Annotated in this window: 13 protein-coding genes; 11 read left to right on the top strand and 2 right to left on the bottom strand. The window is 71.3% G+C overall.

Annotation, left to right across the window (positions count from 1 at the left end):
• The first annotated feature begins 97 nt into the window (after window positions 1-97).
• Window positions 98-415, top strand: a complete 318-nt coding sequence (locus tag KAK07_RS22290) for a DUF2322 family protein (protein ID WP_210863291.1) — start codon at window positions 98-100, stop codon at window positions 413-415.
• Here KAK07_RS22290 and KAK07_RS22285 read toward each other — a convergent pair whose 3' ends face one another.
• Complete coding sequence (locus KAK07_RS22285; protein ID WP_310740762.1) at window positions 416-1,684, bottom strand: M16 family metallopeptidase; 1,269 nt, start codon at window positions 1,682-1,684, stop codon at window positions 416-418.
• A 166-nt stretch (window positions 1,685-1,850) separates the two neighbouring features.
• Here KAK07_RS22285 and KAK07_RS22280 point away from each other — a divergent pair, with 166 nt between their 5' ends.
• The 6 genes from KAK07_RS22280 (at window position 1,851) to KAK07_RS22255 (ending at window position 10,183) form a co-directional block, all read left to right on the top strand.
• Window positions 1,851-4,154, top strand: coding sequence for an NADP-dependent malic enzyme (locus KAK07_RS22280; RefSeq protein WP_210863287.1), 2,304 nt, complete (start codon window positions 1,851-1,853; stop codon window positions 4,152-4,154).
• Window positions 4,155-4,242: 88 nt separating this feature from the next.
• Window positions 4,243-5,343, top strand: a complete 1,101-nt coding sequence (locus KAK07_RS22275; RefSeq protein ID WP_210863284.1) for a ComEC/Rec2 family competence protein — start codon at window positions 4,243-4,245, stop codon at window positions 5,341-5,343.
• Window positions 5,344-5,431: 88 nt separating this feature from the next.
• A complete protein-coding gene (gene pyk / locus KAK07_RS22270) occupies window positions 5,432-6,862 on the top strand; it encodes a pyruvate kinase (protein WP_210863282.1) in 1,431 nt (476 codons plus the stop codon).
• A 122-nt stretch (window positions 6,863-6,984) separates the two neighbouring features.
• Window positions 6,985-8,049 (top strand): class II fructose-bisphosphate aldolase, encoded by a 1,065-nt coding sequence (gene fba, locus KAK07_RS22265; RefSeq protein WP_210852352.1) that lies wholly within the window; start codon window positions 6,985-6,987, stop codon window positions 8,047-8,049.
• Between the two features lie 104 nt (window positions 8,050-8,153).
• Window positions 8,154-9,050 (top strand): phosphoribosylaminoimidazolesuccinocarboxamide synthase, encoded by an 897-nt coding sequence (locus KAK07_RS22260; RefSeq protein ID WP_210852350.1) that lies wholly within the window; start codon window positions 8,154-8,156, stop codon window positions 9,048-9,050.
• A 32-nt stretch (window positions 9,051-9,082) separates the two neighbouring features.
• Window positions 9,083-10,183 carry a hypothetical protein gene (locus KAK07_RS22255; protein WP_210852348.1) on the top strand — a complete coding sequence of 367 codons (1,101 nt, stop codon included), beginning with the start codon at window positions 9,083-9,085 and terminating at the stop codon, window positions 10,181-10,183.
• A gap of 29 nt (window positions 10,184-10,212) precedes the next feature.
• Here the strand turns inward: KAK07_RS22255 and KAK07_RS22250 are convergent, their stop codons facing one another.
• Window positions 10,213-11,175 (bottom strand): tetratricopeptide repeat protein, encoded by a 963-nt coding sequence (locus tag KAK07_RS22250; RefSeq protein WP_210852346.1) that lies wholly within the window; start codon window positions 11,173-11,175, stop codon window positions 10,213-10,215.
• Window positions 11,176-11,314: 139 nt separating this feature from the next.
• Here KAK07_RS22250 and purE point away from each other — a divergent pair, with 139 nt between their 5' ends.
• The 4 genes from purE to KAK07_RS22230 all read left to right on the top strand — a co-directional run bounded on the left by purE (window position 11,315) and on the right by KAK07_RS22230 (window position 15,033).
• Window positions 11,315-11,779 carry a 5-(carboxyamino)imidazole ribonucleotide mutase gene (gene purE, locus KAK07_RS22245; RefSeq protein WP_210852997.1) on the top strand — a complete coding sequence of 155 codons (465 nt, stop codon included), beginning with the start codon at window positions 11,315-11,317 and terminating at the stop codon, window positions 11,777-11,779.
• 81 nt (window positions 11,780-11,860) lie between these two features.
• Window positions 11,861-13,033 carry a 5-(carboxyamino)imidazole ribonucleotide synthase gene (locus tag KAK07_RS22240; protein ID WP_210852344.1) on the top strand — a complete coding sequence of 391 codons (1,173 nt, stop codon included), beginning with the start codon at window positions 11,861-11,863 and terminating at the stop codon, window positions 13,031-13,033.
• 5 nt (window positions 13,034-13,038) lie between these two features.
• Window positions 13,039-14,031 (top strand): L-threonylcarbamoyladenylate synthase, encoded by a 993-nt coding sequence (locus KAK07_RS22235; RefSeq protein ID WP_210852342.1) that lies wholly within the window; start codon window positions 13,039-13,041, stop codon window positions 14,029-14,031.
• A gap of 30 nt (window positions 14,032-14,061) precedes the next feature.
• On the top strand, window positions 14,062-15,033 hold the full coding sequence (locus tag KAK07_RS22230; protein WP_210852328.1) for an SGNH/GDSL hydrolase family protein: 972 nt from the start codon (window positions 14,062-14,064) through the stop codon (window positions 15,031-15,033).
• Window positions 15,034-15,193: the final 160 nt, after the last annotated feature.

The raw sequence follows: 15,193 nt of genomic DNA, 5'->3' as shown, positions 1-15,193 counted from the left end.
ATCTCCTGGGTGCGATCTTGCCGCGTCCGCGCTGCCTTGGCACTCCAGCGGGTGCGGGGGATACAGTGCCGGCTGTGTCCCTTGACGTTCGCGCACCATGGCCTTTGCCGACACCTTGAAGACCCTGCCCAGCGTTGCCCACCTGGCGGCGCTGCACCTGATCGACGCCGAGGGCCACACCGTGGCCGTGATCGAGAACCGTCCCGGCCAGGCCGGCTCGGTGGCGGTCTACCACGCGCTGTCGCAGCGCCATGGCGGGTGCATCGACGCCGCCGCCGCGGCCGCAGGCCTGCTGCTGTACGGCGAGCACACCGAGGACGCGCGCCAGCGCCCCGGCGCCCACCCCAACATCGACCGCCTGCTGGCGCTGCTGGGCAGCACGCAGGTGCTGCAGGTGCGTCTGATCAGCGCCTGATCAGACGCCGAACCAGGGCGCCGCCTGCTCGCGCAGCCGCTGCGGCACGCTGCCGGCCACACCCACCGCGGCGCGCCCCGCCTGCTGCTGGCGGAACACCGCCTGCACCTGGGCGGGCGTCACCGCGTCCAGGCGTTCCAGCCACTCGCCGTCGGCACGCAGCCGGCCCAGCGTGAAGAGCTCCTGCACCGCCTGCTCCAGGCGGCGCGCCGGCTGTTCCTGCTGGCGCAGCGCGCGCAGCCGCAGCTGCTGGCGGGCGCGCGCCAGCTCGGGCGCCTTCGGGCGCGTTTCGGCGTGGCGGCGCAGCAGCGTGGCCACCGCGTCCAGGTATTCCAGCGACTGCGCCGGGCTGGTGGCCGCCTCGACGATGAACTGGCCGCCAAAGGGCAGCAGGTCGGCCGAGCAGGCCACGTGGTAGGCCAGGCCGCGGCGCTCGCGCACTTCATCCAGCAGCGGCGAGCTCATGCCCTCGCCCAGCAGCGCCGCGGCCAGCACATGGGCCAGGTGGCGGTCGTCGTCGGGCGTGGGGGCCGGATAGCCCAGGACCAGCTGCGTCTGCGAACTGCCGCCCAGCCGGTACTGGCGCCAGCCGCCCTGCCAGGGTGCGCGCGGCAGCGGCTGCGGCGTGCCGGCGGGCATGGCACCGAAATGCCGCTCGACCAGCGGCACCAGCGTGTCCAGATCCACCGGCCCGGCCGCGGCCACCACCACCTCGCTGGCCACATACTGGGTCTGCAGGTAGGCCAGCAGGTCGGCGCGCGTCAGGCGCTCGATCGTCGCGCGCTGGCCGATCACCGGGCGCGCCGCCGGGTGCATCGCGCCGTAGCAGGCGCGGTCGAAGGCCAGGAAGGCCATCGTCACCGGGTCTTCCTCGACCTCGGTCAGCTCGTGCAGGATCACCTGGCGCTCGCGTTCCAGCTCGTCCTCGGGCACGCTGGGGTGCAGGATGATGTCGGCCAGCAGTTCCACGAACAGCGGCAGGTCGGCCGCCAGGCCGTCCAGGTGGTAGGCGGTGTGGTCCTTGTCGGTGTGGGCGTTGAGCTCGGCCCCCAGCGCCTCGGCGGCCAGGTTGATCGCCTGGCAGCTGCGTGTGGGCGTGCCCTTGAAGGCCATGTGCTCGACCACATGGCTGATGCCGGCCCAGCGGCGCGGCTCGTGCAGGCTGCCGCTGCGGATGAAGACCGACAGCGACAGCGTCTGGCGCCAGGACATGGGCAGGGCCAGCACCCGCAGGCCATTGGCCAGGGTGCTGTGCTGGGTGGGGGACACGGCAGGGCTCGTCACCCGCCGCACTGTGCCAGATGAGGCCCGCTGGGGCCGAACGCAGGGGCATCGTTCCATGCGAATTCCGCATAGATGGGGCGATTTTCTTGCGCCTGGTGGAATGCAACCGCACCATACGCAAGATTCAACCCATTCAATCGAGGAGACTGCGATGCCCCCCCACGACCTCTCGCCCGCCGAACAGGCGCTGCGTGACGCCGCCCTGGAATACCACCGTGCGCCGACGCGGGGCAAGATCGCCGTCACCCCCACCAAGCCGCTGTCCAACCAGCGCGACCTGAGCCTGGCCTACTCGCCCGGCGTGGCCTATGCCTGCCTGGCGATCGAGGAAGACCCGTCGCTGGCGGCCGACTACACCTCGCGCGCCAACCTGGTGGGCGTGGTCACCAACGGCACCGCGGTGCTGGGCCTGGGCAACATCGGGCCGCTGGCCGGCAAGCCGGTGATGGAAGGCAAGGGCTGCCTGTTCAAGAAGTTCGCCGGCATCGATGTGTTCGACATCGAGCTGGCCGAGCACGACCCCGACAAGCTCGTCGAGATCATCGCCGCGATGGAGCCCACGCTGGGCGGCATCAACCTCGAGGACATCAAGGCGCCCGAGTGCTTCTACATCGAGAAGAAGCTGCGCGAGCGCCTCTCCATCCCGGTCTTCCACGACGACCAGCACGGCACCGCGATCATCTCGGCGGCGGCGCTGCTCAACGGCCTGGAACTGGTGGGCAAGCAGATCGACCAGGTCAAGCTGGCGGTCTCGGGCGCCGGTGCAGCGGCCATCGCCTGCCTGGACCTGATGGTGCAGCTGGGCGTGCAGCCCGCCAACATCTTCGTCTGTGATTCGAAAGGCGTGATCCGCGAGGGCCGCGGCGACAGGCTGGATGAATCCAAGCAGCGCTACTGCCAGAAGACCAGCGCCACCACGCTGGCCGAGGTGGTGGCCGGCGCCGACGTCTTCCTGGGCTGCTCCACCGCCGGCGTGCTGACGCCCGAGATGGTCACGACCATGGCGTCGCAGCCGCTGATCCTGGCGTTGGCCAACCCCGAGCCCGAGATCCGCCCCGAGCTGGCCAAGGCCGCGCGGCCGGATTGCATCATCGCCACCGGCCGCTCGGACTACCCCAACCAGGTCAACAACGTCCTGTGCTTCCCCTACATCTTCCGCGGCGCGCTGGACTGCGGCGCCAGCCGCATCACCGAGGCGATGAAGCTGGCCTGCGTGCACGAGATCGCCGCGCTGGCCAAGGCCGAGGCGAGTGACGAGGTGGCCGCCGCCTACGCCGGCAAGACGCTGCGCTTCGGCCCCGAGTACCTGATCCCCACGCCCTTCGATGCCCGGCTGATCCTGCGCATCGCGCCGGCCGTGGCCAAGGCCGCGCAGGAGTCCGGCGTGGCCACGCGGCCGATCACTGATCTGGACGCCTACCGCCAGTCGCTCAGCCGCTTCGTCTCGCAGACCGGCATGCTGATGCGGCCGGTGTTCATGGCCGCCAAGGCCGCGCCGGCGCGCGTGATCTACGCCGAGGGCGAGGACGAGCGCGTGCTGCGCGCGGTGCAGGTGGTGCTGGACGAAGGCCTGGCCAAGCCCATCCTGGTGGGCCGTCCGGCGGTGATCGCGATGCGCATCGAGCGCGCCGGCCTGCGCCTGCAGCCCGGCGTCGACTTCGAGGTGGTCAACCCCGAGGACGACCCGCGCTACCGCGCCTGCTGGGAGGACTACCACCGGCTGATGGCGCGCGAGGGCGTGTCGGCCGAGGCCGCCAAGGCCGCGCTGCGCCGCTCCAACACGCTGATCGCCGCGATGCTGCTGCGCCGCGGCGACGCCGACGCGATGCTGTGCGGCCTGGTCGGGCGCTTCGACGCCCATTTCGAGCATGTGCAGGCGGTGATCGGTGCACGCCCCGGCGCCCAGGTGCTGGCGACGATGAACGCCATCATGCTGGACCAGCACACGCTGTTCATCGCCGACACCTTCGTCAACGAGCAGCCCTCGGCCGAGGCCCTGGCCGAGATCGCCCAGATGGCCGCCGACGAGGTGCAGCGCTTCGGCCTGCCGCCCAAGGTGGCCTTCCTGAGCCATTCCATGTATGGCAGCTCCAAGCGCGAGAGTGCCCGGCGCATGCGTGCGGCGCGCGACCTGTTCGTGCAGCGCGCACCGCAGATCGAGTGCGACGGCGAAATGCATGGCGACGCCGCGCTGTCCGAGACCATCCGCCAGGCGGTGCTGCCCGACTCGACGCTGCATGGCTCGGCCAATGTGCTGGTGCTGCCCAACATCGATGCCGCCAACATCCTGTTCAACGTGCTGAAGGTCACCGGCGGCCACGGCGTCACCGTGGGCCCGATCCTGCTGGGCGCTGCCGCCCCGGCGCACATCCTGACACCCTCGGCGACGATGCGCCGCGTGGTCAACATGACGGCGCTGGCCGTGGCCGACGTGGCGGCGGCGCGCACGCGCTGAGCGAGGCCTCCTCCAGCCGGGGGATGGCGGCCGCCAGGCGGGTGGCGCACAGTGCAGCCCGGCCCCCGGCGGGTCTGGGAGAGACCGCATGAAGCGCTCGATGGGACTGGAGATGCTGCCCGCGCTGCACGGCGATGCGCTGCTGCTGCGCTGGCATGACGGCCGCCGCCCACGCCAGCTGCTGGTCGACGGTGGCCCGATCGGCGCCTATGGCGCGCTGCGCGCCGCGATCGATGCGCTGCCCGGGCAGCGGCTCGAACTGGTGGTGCTCAGCCATGTCGACACCGACCATGTCGACGGCCTGCTGCGCCTGTTCGCCGAGCCCACGCCCTGGCCGTTCAGCGTGGCCGATGTCTGGTTCAACGGCTGGACCCACCTGATCGAGGCGGGCGCCCAGGAGCGGCTGGGCGGCAAGCAGGGCGAGTTCTTCGCCGCGCTGATCCAGCAGCGCCTGCCGCCCGACACCTGGAACCGGGCCTTTGGCGGCCATGCCGTGCGGGTGCCCGCCACCGGTGCGCTGCCCGAGGTGACACTGCCCGGCGGCCTGAAACTGACCCTGCTGTCGCCCACCGATGAGGGCCTGGTGGCGCTGCACCGCGCCTGGCGCACCGACCTGAAGGGCCAGGTCGTGCCCGGCGACTTCGACAGCGCCTGGGCGGCGCTGGCCACCCAATCACGCTACCTGCCCGAGGCCGGGCTGCTCGGCGGCGGCGCGACCACCCGCCCGGCGGGGTCGACCCGGCTGGACGCCGCGCCCGCCAATGGCTCCAGCATCGCCTTCCTCGCCGAGTTCGGCCGGCGCAGCGCCCTGCTGCTGGCCGATGCCCATGCGCCGGTGGTCTGCGCCTCGATCCGCCGCCTGCTGGCAGCGCGTGGCCAGTCGCGGCTGCGCGTTGACGCGATGAAGCTGGCGCACCACGGCAGCCGCGGCAACACCACCGCCGAGCTGATGGCCCTGGTCGAGTGCCCGCGCTACCTGGTCAGCACCAACGGCGACCTCTTCGGCCACCCGGACGAGGAGGCGCTGGCCTGCATCCTGGCGTCCTCGCAGCCGGCGCGGGTGCAGCTGTGCTTCAACCACCTCAGCGACACCACCCGCGCCTGGGCCGATCCGGCGCGCCAGCAGCGCCTGGGCTACGACGCGGTCTTTCCGGCCCCGGGCACCGAAGGGCTGGCCGTGCACTGGTAACTGCGTCGTACCTGTCTCTGCGGATAATGGCCGCATCACACCACACACGGCGCGGCACACCGCCCTCGCGCCACAGGAGACCTCCCCCATGCCCCGCGCCACCAAGATCGTCGCCACCCTCGGCCCTGCGTCCAGTGACCGCGAGGTGCTGGAGCGGCTGCTGCGCGCCGGCGTCGATGTGGTGCGGCTGAACTTCAGCCACGGCAAGGCGCAGGACCACATCGACCGTGCAACGCTGGTGCGCGAGGTGGCCGCCCAGGTGGGCAAGCCGGTGGCGCTGATGGCCGACCTGCAGGGCCCGAAGATCCGCGTTGGCAAGTTTGCCGAGGGCAAGGTGATGCTGGTCAACGGCCAGTCCTTCGTGCTCGACGCCGCGCGCGCCGAGCCCGGCGACCTCGGCGGTGTCGGCCTGGACTACAAGGAGCTGCCGCGCGATGTGAAGCCCGGCGACACGCTGCTGCTCAATGACGGCCTGATCGTGCTGACCGTCGAGGCGGTCCGGGGCGAGCAGGTCCACACCATCGTCAAGATCGGCGGCGAGCTCAGCAACAACAAGGGCATCAACAAGCAGGGCGGCGGTCTGACCGCGCCGGCCCTGACCGCCAAGGACATGGAAGACATCAAGACCGCGATGTCCTTCCAGTGCGACTACCTGGCGGTGAGCTTCCCGAAGAACGCCACCGACATGGAGATGGCGCGCCAGCTGGCCAACGTGGCCGGCGAGCCCTACCGCCACAAGCCGGCGATGATCGCCAAGATCGAGCGCTACGAGGCCATCCCCCACCTCGAGTCCATCCTCAAGGCCTCGGACGGCATCATGGTGGCGCGTGGCGACCTGGCGGTCGAGGTGGGCAACGCCGCGGTGCCGGCGCTGCAGAAGAAGATGATCCGCATGGCGCGCGAGATGGACAAGATCACCATCACCGCCACGCAGATGATGGAATCGATGATCCAGAACCCGGTGCCCACCCGTGCCGAGGTGTCTGACGTGGCCAACGCGGTGCTCGACGGCACCGACGCGGTGATGCTCAGCGCCGAAACCGCGGCCGGCAAGTACCCGGTCGAGACGGTCGAACAGATGCACCTGATCGCGCTGGAGGCCGAGCGCGCCGAGGACGTGCGCCTGGACGCCAACTTCAGCGACCGCACCTTCGCCCGCATCGACCAGTCGATCGCCATGGGCGCGCTGTTCACCGCCCACCACCTGGGCTGCAAGGCCATCGTCGCGCTGACCGAGTCGGGCTCCACCGCGCTGTGGATGAGCCGGCACAACATCCACGTGCCGATCTTCGGCCTGACCACGCAGCCGCGCTCGGTGGCGCGCATGGCGCTCTACCGCAATGTGCGGCCGCTGCAGATGGAGAGCTTCACCGACCGCGATGCCGCGCTGGTGGCGGCCGAGCGCATCCTGGTGGGGCGCGGCATCCTGCGCCCGGGCGACACCTATGCCATCACCTGCGGTGAGCCCATGGGCTACCCCGGCGGCACCAACATGCTCAAGGTCTGCCGCGTCGGTTGATGCGCCACCAGGGTCGGGGACAGTCCGGCGACAGGGTGCGGGTCTAGAATTCGGCGAGTTACGGCGCGGTTACATCGACAGCGCGCCGCAGAGTTTTTCCACTTCCCCCTGAGGACCCTCCCATGGCTCTCGTCTCGATGCGCCAACTGCTGGACCACGCTGCCGAAAACGGCTACGGGATTCCGGCCTTCAATGTCAACAACCTGGAGCAGGTGCAGGCCGTGATGGCCGCCGCCGACGAGGTCGGTGCACCGGTCATCCTGCAGGCCAGCGCCGGTGCGCGCAAGTACGCGGGTGAGCCCTTCATCAAGCACCTGATCCAGGCGGCGGCCGAGATGTACCCGCACATCCCGCTGGTGATGCACCAGGACCATGGCACCAGCCCCAAGGTGTGTGCCGGCGCGATCGACCTGGGCTTCGGCTCGGTGATGATGGATGGCTCGCTGCGCGAGGATGGCAAGACCCCGGCCGACTTCGCTTACAACGTCGAGGTCACCCGCCAGGTGGTCGCGATGTCGCACAAGGTGGGCGTCACCGTCGAGGGTGAGCTGGGCTGCCTGGGCTCGCTGGAAACCGGCGAGGCCGGCGAGGAAGACGGCATCGGCGCGGTCGGCAAGCTCGACCACAGCCAGATGCTGACCGACCCGGAAGAGGCCGCCCGCTTCGTCCAGGAAACCCAGCTGGATGCGCTGGCCATCGCCATCGGCACCAGCCACGGCGCCTACAAGTTCACCCGCCCGCCCACCGGCGACGTGCTGGCGATCAGCCGCGTCAAGGAAATCCACGCGCGCATCCCCAACACCCACCTGGTGATGCACGGCTCCTCGTCGGTGCCGCAGGACCTGCTGGCCATCATCAACCAGTACGGCGGCAAGATGAAGGAAACCTACGGCGTGCCCATCGCCGAGATCCAGGAAGCCATCAAGCACGGCGTGCGCAAGATCAACATCGACACCGACATCCGCCTGGCGATGACCGGTGCGGTGCGCAAGTTCCTGGCCGAGAACCCCGACAAGTTCGACGCCCGCGAGTGGCTCAAGCCCGCCCGTGAAGCCGCCAAGGCAATCTGCAAGCAGCGCTACCTGGAATTCGGCTGCGAGGGCCAGGCCGGCAAGATCCAGGGCCTCACGCTGGTCGACATGGCGGCCCGCTACGCCAGCGGCGCGCTGGCCCAGCAGGTGCGCTGACACCCCCACGTTCTAGGGGCGTTATTCGGTGGGTCCACCCCCCTGTCCAAGGGGGGTAACGGGCTCGCCGCCTACAATCCAGGGCATCAGCCCACTGGATTGACATGGTCTCAGCGCTCCTCGAAAGCTCCCTGCATTCACTGCCCTTGCTCGCCCGCGGCAAGGTGCGTGACAACTATGCGGTCGGTGACGACCGCATCCTGATGATCGCCTCCGACCGCCTGTCGGCCTTCGACGTGGTGATGGGCGAACCCATCCCCGGCAAGGGGGCGCTGCTCACGCGCATGGCGCTGTTCTGGTTCGACCGCCTGGGCCATGTGGTGCCCCACCACCTGACCGGCGAGGACCCGCTGTCGGTGGTGGCGCCCGATGAGGTCGAGCAGGTGCGCGACCGCGCGATGCTGGTCAAGCGCCTGAAGCCGCTGCCGGTCGAGGCCGTGGTGCGCGGCTACCTGGCCGGCTCGGGCTGGAAGGAGTACCAGCAGAGCCAGTCGGTGTGTGGCGAGGCGCTGCCGGCCGGCCTGAAGAACGCGTCCAAGTTGCCGCAGCCCATCTTCACCCCGGCCACCAAGGCCGAGATGGGCGACCACGACGAGAACATCAGCTTCGAGGAGATGGTGGCCATCATCGGCCGCGACCTGGCCGAGCGCGTGCGCGCGGTGTCGATCCGCCTGTACCAGGAGGCCGCGGCCTTCGCGCTGACCAAGGGCATCATCATCGCCGACACCAAGTTCGAGTTCGGCCTCGATGCCGACGGCACGCTGACGCTGATGGACGAGGTGCTGACCCCCGATTCCTCGCGCTACTGGCCCGTCGAGGGCTACCAGGAAGGCGCGAACCCGCCCAGCTACGACAAGCAGTTCGTGCGTGACTGGCTGGAGCAGGCCACGGTGGATGGCCAGCCCTGGAACAAGACCGCCCCGGCGCCTGCGCTGCCGGCCGATGTGATCCAGCGTACCGCAGCGAAGTATCGCGAAGCGCTCGAACGCCTGACCGGCTGAAGACCGGCTCCAGGCAGGGAGGAGAGCGCCCTGTGTCCCGACTGATCGACGGTCTGGACGCGGCGATAGCCGCGTGCCGAGACCCCGCGCAGGCCGACTGCCTGCGTGCCGAGCGGGCCGCCGCCCAGGCCCGCTCGGGCCACCTGGCCGAGGCCCGCTTTGCCCTCAAGGGCCTGCGCGTGCTGACCCAGCGCCGCGGCCGCGAGGCGCTGGGCGCCTGGGTGCCCTTCCTGGCCGGCATGATCGAGCACTTCGAGGCCCTGTCCCCGCAGGCCTTCACGCATTTCGACGACGCCCGCCAGCGCGCTGCCGCCGTCGGCCTGCCGCGCCTGCAGGCCTTGTCGCTGGCCTGGATGGCGCTGTGCCACTTCAATGCCCGGCGCTTCGCGCCGATGGTCGACGCGATGGTGGCGGCCGGCCGGCTGGACACCGAGCGCGACCCGGGCGTGCAGGCCCGGCTGTGCCTGGTGCGTGCCGATGCCTCGCGCCTGGCCGGTCTGCACGAGCGGGCGCAGCGCCTGTACCTGAACGTGCGCCACTGGGCGATGTCGCAGGGCGACACCGCGATGCTCTCGGCCATGGCCCACAACCGCAACTCCGGCCAGGTCGACCGCCTGGGCCTGCTCGATGCACTGGGCGAGCGCCGCGAGGACGAGGCCCGCCGCGCGCTGCTGGAGGCCGACTCCTGCAGCCAGCTCGACCTGGGCCTGGGCAACGAGGGCCTGGGGGCCATGCCGCCGGTGATGAAGGCACGCCTGTACACCGTGCTGCAACGCTGGGGCGAGGCGGTGGCGCTCTACGACGCGGCGCTGGACGAAGCCGCCGGCTCCGGCATGGCCGGTCTGGTGCCGCACATGGGCCTGAACCGGGCCTGGTGCCGCTGGCACCTGGGTGAGCGGCAGCGGGCCGAGCAGGAAGCGCGGGCACTGGCGCCACTGGTGGACCAGCAGCCCGACGCCGACGACCGCGCCGCCGGCCACGCCCGGCTGGCGGCCTTGCTGGCGCGCTGTGGCGACAGCGCGGCCTCGGCGCATCACCAGGCGCTGGCGCAGGCGGCGCTGGAGGAATTCCAGGCCTTCCAGGCGGCGCTGGCGGCCCAGCTGGCCCAGGTGGACGCCGTGCTGGGCGACTGAGCCGCCGGTGGGCCGAGCCCGGCCCGGCCTCAGAACAAGGCCATGCTCAGCTTGCGGCGGTACTGCTCCAGCACCGGATCCACCGGCGCCACGGCGGCCTTGCCGGTCACCTCCAGCGCGCCCTTGGGGGCCTCGCCGGCGGCCGGCTTGGCGGCCGGCTTGGTCATCAGCTCGAGGATGGCCACATAGGTCTTGCGCGCGGCCTCGTCGTTCCAGGCCTTGTCGCGCATGATGATTTCCAGCAGCTCGTCCATCGCCTGGGTGAAGGCGCCCACGGCGAACAGCACCTGCGCGGCCTCGAAGCGGGCCGCGAAGTCGCGCTTGTTGGCCGCCACCGCGGCCGCCAGGGCCTCGGGCGGGCGGGCCTGCTGCGCCGCCTCGCAGGCCTTGAGCCAGTGCTCGACGGCGGCGAAGCGGCTGTCGGACAGGACCTTGGCCGCCACCGGGTCGAAGGCGGCGCGCGCCTGGGCGATGCGCGACGGGTCCTGGCGCGCCACGCCCAGCAGCACCTTCAGGTAGTCCAGCCGGGCCACGTCGTTGGACGGGTCGATGGCCACCGCCTCCTGCAGCTTGGCGATCACGCTGTCGATGTCGCCGCCCTCGGCCAGCATCGCCTCGGCCTCTTCCACCTCGGCCTCGGCCTCCAGCGCATCCTCGGTGGGCACATGCTTGCCCAGGAACTCGCGGATCTGCGGCTCGGGGATGGCGCCAACGAAGCCGTCCACCGGCTGGCCGCCGACGAACATCACGCAAAACGGGATCGAGCGCACGCCGAAGGCCTGGCTCAGCTGACCGGCGATCTCAGGCTGCTCGTCGCTGTTGAGCTTGGCCAGCGTGAAGCGGCCGGCATATTCGGTCTCGAGCTTTTCCAGGGTGGGACCCAGCGACTTGCACGGGCCGCACCAGGGCGCCCAGATGTCGAGCAGCACGGGCTGCCGGGTCGAGGCGGTGATCAGCTCGGCTTCGAAGTTCTGCAGGGTGATGTCGATCATGTCAGGGCAGGCGAAGGGGAAAACAGGGCAGACACGGTGCGGACGCACCCCGGCAACGGGCGCCAGCCTAAAATCACGGCTTTTGCCCGACGGGAGCCTTGCAGCCTTGAACAGCGCCACGCCCGTGGTCGGCATCGTCATGGGGTCGTCCAGCGACTGGGACACCATGAAGGCCGCCGCCCAGATTCTCGCCGAGTTCGGCGTGCCCCACGAGGCCCGGGTTGTCTCGGCGCACCGCATGCCCGACGACATGTTCGCCTACGCCGAGCAGGCCCGCGAGCGTGGCCTGCAGGCCATCATCGCCGGCGCCGGCGGTGCCGCCCACCTGCCCGGCATGCTGGCTGCCAAGACGCCGGTGCCGGTGCTGGGCGTGCCGGTGGCCAGCCGCCACCTGCAGGGCGTGGATTCGCTGCACTCGATCGTCCAGATGCCCAAGGGCATCCCGGTGGCCACCTTTGCCATCGGCACCGCCGGTGCGGCCAACGCGGCACTGTTCGCCGTGGCCATGCTGGCCAACCGCGACGAGGCGCTGCAGGCGAAGCTGCTGGCCTTCCGGGCCGCCCAGACCGAAGCGGCCCGGGCGATGACCCAGGATCTGACATGACGAAGCCCCCACGCTCACTGTGTTCGCTGCCCCCCGAGGGGGCGCAGGCCTCCCTTGGGGCGGCCCGGCGGGAGGCCTGACATGCGCACCACCTTGCTGCCCGGCGCGACGCTGGGCGTGATGGGCGGCGGCCAGCTGGGCCGCATGTTCGTCCACGCCGCGCAGGCGATGGGCTACCGCACCGCGGTGCTCGACCCGGACGCGGCCAGCCCGGCCGGCCTGGTGTCGCACCAGCACATCGCCACCGGCTACCTGGACGAGGCCGGCCTGGCCACGCTGGCCGATGTGGCCGATGCCATCACCACCGAATTCGAGAACGTGCCCGCCGACGCGCTGCGCGCGCTGGCCGCGCGCCGCCCGGTGGCGCCGGCCGGCGATGCGGTGGCCGTGTGCCAGGACCGTGCCGCCGAGAAGGCGCATTTCGGCGCCTCCGGCGTGCCCTGCGCGCCCTACGCCGTGATCGAGACCCCTGAGCAGCTCGCCACGGTGGCCGACGATCTGCTGCCCGGCATCCTGAAAACCGCCCGCCTGGGCTACGACGGCAAGGGCCAGGTCCGCGTGGCCGACCGCGCTGCGCTGGCGGCGGCGTGGCAGGAACTGGGCCGCGTCGCCTGCGTGCTGGAGAAGCGCCTGGCGCTGCGGCTGGAGCTCAGCGTCATCGTCGCCCGCGGCGCCGACGGCCAGGTGGTGCACTTTCCGGTGCAGCAGAACCTGCACCGCGACGGCATCCTGGCGGTGACCGAGGTGCCGGCGCCGGGGGTGTCACCCGCCCTGGCCGCGCAGGCGGTGCAGCGCGCCGGCGCCATCGCCGCCGAGATGGGCTATGTCGGCGTGCTGTGCGTCGAGTTCTTCGTGGTGGACGACGGCGCTGGCGGTCTGGCCCTGGTGGCTAACGAGATGGCGCCGCGGCCGCACAACTCCGGCCACTACACCATCGACGCCTGCGACTGCTCGCAGTTCGAGGCCCAGGTGCGCTGCATGGCCGGCCTGCCGCTGGTGGCGCCGCGCCTGCACTCGCCGGCGATCATGCTGAACCTGCTGGGCGACCTGTGGTTCGACGCCGCGGGCACCGAGCGCGAACCGGCCTGGGACGCGGTGCTGGCGCTGCCCGGCACCCACCTGCACCTGTACGGCAAGACCAGTGCCCGGCGCGGCCGCAAGATGGGTCATCTGACCATCACTGCGGCGGATGCGGCGGCGGCGCGCGCCACGGCCGAGCGCGCGGCGCAACTGCTCGGCCTGCCGCCGCTCTGACCGGCATGTCGATCCGCGACGGCAGCGATCCCGCGGTGCTGGCCGAGGCGGCCGCCCGCCTGGCCGCGGGCGAGCTGGTGGCCCTGCCCACCGAGACCGTCTACGGCCTGGGCGCCCGCGCCGATGATGACGCCGCGGTGGCCCGCATCTTCGCCGCCAAGGGCCGCCCGGCCGACCACCCGCTGATCGTGCACGTGGCCGATGCGGCGCAGGCCGGCCGCTTCGCCGCCGCCTGGCCCGCGCGTGCGGCGCGCCTGACCCAGGCCTTCTGGCCCGGGCCGCTGACGGTGATCGTGCCGCGCGCCAGCGGCCAGGCCGCCGCCGCCGCGGGGGGACAGGACAGCATCGGCCTGCGCTGCCCTTCGCACCCGGTGGCCCAGGCGCTGCTGCGCGAGGCGGCCCGGCAGGGCGTGCCGGGCGTTGCGGCGCCCAGCGCCAACCGCTTCGGCCGCGTCAGCCCCACCACCGCCGCCCATGTGGCCGGCGAGTTCGACGACACGCTGCTGATCCTCGACGGCGGTGACTGCGAGGTGGGCATTGAATCCGCCATCGTCGATTGCACCCGCGATGACCGCGCCGTGCTGCTGCGCCCGGGCGTGCTGGGTCGCGCCGCGCTGGAAGCGGTGCTGGGTGAGCCGCTGGCCGCCCCGGACGCTGCCGTGCCGCGCGCCTCGGGCACGCTGGCCTCGCACTACGCGCCGCGCGCCCGCGTGCGCCTGATGGACACCGCCCCGCTGCGTGCGGCCCTGCAGGTGCTGGGCGCCCCGGCGCGCGGGGCGCCGCCGCCCGTGGCGGTATATTCCCGCATGGTGCAGGGCCTGCCCGCCGGCCTGCCCTGGCGCCGCATGCCCGACGATGCCGTATCGGCGGCGCACGACCTGTTCGCGGCCCTGCGCGCGCTGGATGACAGCGGCGCACCGCTGATCTGGGTCGAGACGCCGCCATCCACCCCCGATTGGGAAGGCGTGCGCGACCGCTTGCAGCGGGCCGCCGCCTGACCCCTTGTTCCCTTGCACACCGGAGACCTCATGACTGCATCCTCCCTGGCGGCCCGTCTGGCCCGCGCCGCTGGCGTGGCCCTGATCGGCGCGACGCTGCTGGCCGCCTGTGGCGGCGGCACCTCCCAGGTCGATCGGTTCGTCCCGGCGCGGGTGCTGAGCTTTGGCGACGAACTCAGCCGCCTCGAGGACAACGGCACCAAGTACAGCGTCAACGCGCTGACCACCACCACGCCCAAGACGATCGACTGCGGCACCAGCCCGATCTGGACCCAGTACATGGCGTCGACCGCCTACGCCAAGGTCTTCACCCAGTGCAAGGGCACCGCGACCTCGCCGGACGTCACCGCGATCCGCCTGGGCACCGTCGGCGCCCGCGTCGATGACGTGGTGGCGCTGATGAAGGCCCGCATCGATGCCGGTGACGTGCAGAACACCGACCTGGTCACCGTGATGGTCGGCATGCACGACATCATCGACCAGTACGCCCTGTACGACGGCACCAACGAGGCCGACCTGATCGCCACGCTGACCGCCCAGGGCAAGAAGCTGGCGGCCCAGATCAACACCGTCACCGGCACCGGCGCGCGCGTGCTGGTCAGCACCATCCACGACCTGGGCCTGAGCCCCTGGGCGCTGAAGGAGAAGGCCGACGTGGGCGATGACCGCCCGGCGCTGCTGACCCGTCTGGTCAACGCCTTCAACAAGGCGATGCGCCTGGACCTGATCAATGACGGCAGCAAGATCGGCCTGATGCTGGGCGATGACCTCAGCCGGGCGATGGTCCGCGTGCCCAGCGCCTACGGCCTGGGCGACGTGATCACGCCGGCCTGCCTGGAGGCCAACTGGAACAGCGCGAGCTGCACCACCGACACCCTGATCACCGCCGCCAAGGACAAGTCCGCCAGCTACCTGTGGGCCGACCAGGTGCGTCCGTCCTCGACCTTCCACCTGTACCTGGGCCAGCAGGCGGTGTCGCGCCTGGGCAACCTGCCGTTCTGAGCGCCCTGGGCCGGGCGGAGCCCGACCCGCTGCCAGGGGGGCCTCGCGCTGCCTGGGTCTCAATGGCTTCGTTGTGCATGAGTTGGCGCCGCCGCCTCGCCTAGAGCGGGCGCCCCAGCCCGACTCAGGGTTTTCTGCCTGACCTCGGTTTGCGAGGCGG

Origin of the sequence: Ideonella alba (assembly GCF_018069875.1) — a bacterium.
In the GTDB taxonomy this organism is placed as follows: Bacteria; Pseudomonadota; Gammaproteobacteria; order Burkholderiales; family Burkholderiaceae_C; genus Ideonella; species Ideonella alba.
The sequence above is the reverse complement of the archived record's forward strand: the minus strand, read 5'-3'. Positions and strand labels throughout refer to the sequence as shown.